Origin of the sequence: Wolbachia endosymbiont of Glossina morsitans morsitans, assembly GCF_000689175.1 — a bacterium.
Classification (GTDB): domain Bacteria; phylum Pseudomonadota; class Alphaproteobacteria; order Rickettsiales; family Anaplasmataceae; genus Wolbachia; species Wolbachia pipientis.
Genome location: NZ_AWUH01000103.1, coordinates 1 through 2,230 on the forward strand (window position 1 = coordinate 1; position 2,230 = coordinate 2,230).

3 protein-coding genes are annotated in these 2,230 nt (G+C 35.1%); 2 read left to right on the plus strand and 1 reads right to left on the minus strand.

Going from position 1 to position 2,230, the window contains the following annotated elements; translation table 11 throughout:
* A partial coding sequence (locus tag WGMM_RS06095) for an ankyrin repeat domain-containing protein (protein WP_038249537.1) occupies window positions 1–592 on the plus strand: 592 nt, incomplete at its 5' end.
* Between the two features lie 72 nt (window positions 593–664).
* Here the strand turns inward: WGMM_RS06095 and WGMM_RS02460 are convergent.
* Window positions 665–1,681, minus strand: a complete 1,017-nt coding sequence (locus tag WGMM_RS02460; protein ID WP_038249541.1) for a substrate-binding domain-containing protein — start codon at window positions 1,679–1,681, stop codon at window positions 665–667.
* Window positions 1,682–1,822: 141 nt separating this feature from the next.
* On the opposite strand from WGMM_RS02460, the gene dcd reads away from it, so the two are divergent.
* A partial coding sequence (gene dcd / locus WGMM_RS02465) for a dCTP deaminase (RefSeq protein ID WP_038249544.1) occupies window positions 1,823–2,230 on the plus strand: 408 nt, incomplete at its 3' end.

The window sequence follows — 2,230 nt, forward strand, 5'->3', positions numbered from 1 at the left end:
TCCTATTAATAAAGGTCTAGTAGATCTTCTAATAGAAAAAGCAAAAGCTGATGTTAACACAGTGGGTGCAGATGGAATGACTCCAATATCTAAGGCTGTTGAACGTGGCGATTTAGAGACATTCGAAGCTCTAGTGAAAAACGGGGCTAATGTTAACATACAGGTATATGGAATGTCTCTATTAAAGTGGGCTGAGGACCATAAGTCAATAAACAAAGAAAATATGGAAAAGATAATAGATGTTCTAAAGGCTCCTTCAAAAGGAAAGGAACAAAACCGTGAGTCTACTGGCAAACAAACCCCAGTAAATGGTAGCAACAAAAACCCAGCAAAGAACGATAACACCTTCTTGAGTAAACACAAAGGGAAGATTGCTCTAGGCGTTGTTGGACTATGCGTAGTTGGTGCTATTGCAGCCTATGTGCTGGCATATCCTGTAGTTGCATTAGTTTTAGAAGTTTCAGCAGTTTCAGCATGGGCTGTACTAGCTTATATTGGAGGAGTTTGTGAGAAATCAGAAAGTCCAAATACGAAAAGTTTGAACCCGGTTGTTTCTGGGTGTTGCAACAACGCAGAACTGCCTAATCAGTAATCCATTGTCATCCCAGCGCGCCGCGCAGGGTCTGACTACGCTAGAACAAAGGATATAAAAGAAACGTTGCCGTCACGTTATATCATAAACCTTTGCTGAAGCTTTCTTTATATCTTCACTTGAAAGTGGAATTAGACCAAGCCTAGATAGGTACCCATCTTCAATGCCGATCGAATCTATAATATCTTTTATGAATTCTCTTAATCCATCAACATTATCCAGGTGTTCTTTCTTTATATAAAGGTATAGAGGTCTTGCTAATATATATTTTCCCGATGATATATTTTCGTAAGTTGGCTCAATTCCTGCAATTGTGCTCCCTTGTATTTTATCTTGATTCCTCATTAAAAAGCTAAAACTAAATATCCCTAAAGCGTTCTTGTTACTTTTCAATTTTTGTATTATTATGTTTTCATTAATTCCAACTTCTATATACCTCCCGTCATCCCTTATATTACCACATGCTTGCTTTCTTTCTTCCTGATCTTTATAATTCTCTTTGAAAATTCTCGAGTTCATGCATGAATATTGATCAAGCATAATAGAATTAACCAAAGTTTCGTATGTGCCTGTATTTTGATGTGGACCATAAATTTCAATTTCTGTTTTTGGTAAGGCTTGATTTACATCAGACCAAAACTTCTTATTATTTTTTACTAATTTATCATTTTCTTGAGAATATGCAGATAAAGTTTCAAATAAGTCCTTCTTTGTGAAATCAAATCTATGGCTTTGATTTGAATTTGCAATGACAATTCCATCATAGCCAATGATGATCTCTATCACTTCATTAATTTTATTTCTTTTACATAGTTCTCTTTCTACTTCCTTCATAGGGCGAGATGAAGTGGTGATGTCTGGAGTGTCTTCCCCTATTCCTGAGCAAAACATTTTAAATCCTGATCCGCTTCCTATTGATTCCACAACTGGAGTCTTAAAAGGGAATACACGATTGAACTCCTCGGCTATAAACGAGATAAAAGGAAAAACAGTTGAAGATCCAACAATTCTGATATATTTCCTGGCATCAGCATTTGACGGCGGCGTGAATAATACGAATACAAAAATCAGGAGAAAGTTTCTAAGCATTATTTTTAGTTAAGAACATAAATCTAATTATTGTAACAAAACATCAAACTGAAAAGTTTTAATTGCATGACAAAAGCTACAGTTTACATTTAAATTTTATTTTATATTATTGTAAGTATTACACAACTTTAAGGAACAGTTATGGCAGTTATGCCAGATAAATGGATAAGAGAAAAAGCTGAAAACTTTGGAATGATAGAGCCTTTTGTGAATCACAAAAGCAGCAAAGGTGTTATATCTTTCGGACTATCATCTTACGGTTACGATGCAAGAGTGGATAATAAATTTAAAATTTTTACTAACGTTAATTCAACCATCGTGGACCCTAAAAATTTTTCTGAGAATAGTTTTATAGATAAAGAAACAGACGTATGCATAATTCCACCAAATAGCTTTGTGCTTGCAAGTACAGTGGAATATTTTCGTATACCAAGGAATGTACTGGTCATTTGTGTTGGTAAATCAACTTACGCAAGATGTGGAATTACAGTAAACGTTACTCCCTTAGAACCTGGATGGGAAGGTCATGTCACACTCGAATTCTCAAAC

What these genes read in the sequence shown, in the direction of transcription:
- WGMM_RS02460 (WP_038249541.1), bottom strand. Translation starts at nt 1,681, where the DNA reads ATGCTTAGAAACTTTCTCCTGATTTTTGTATTCGTATTATTCACGCCG.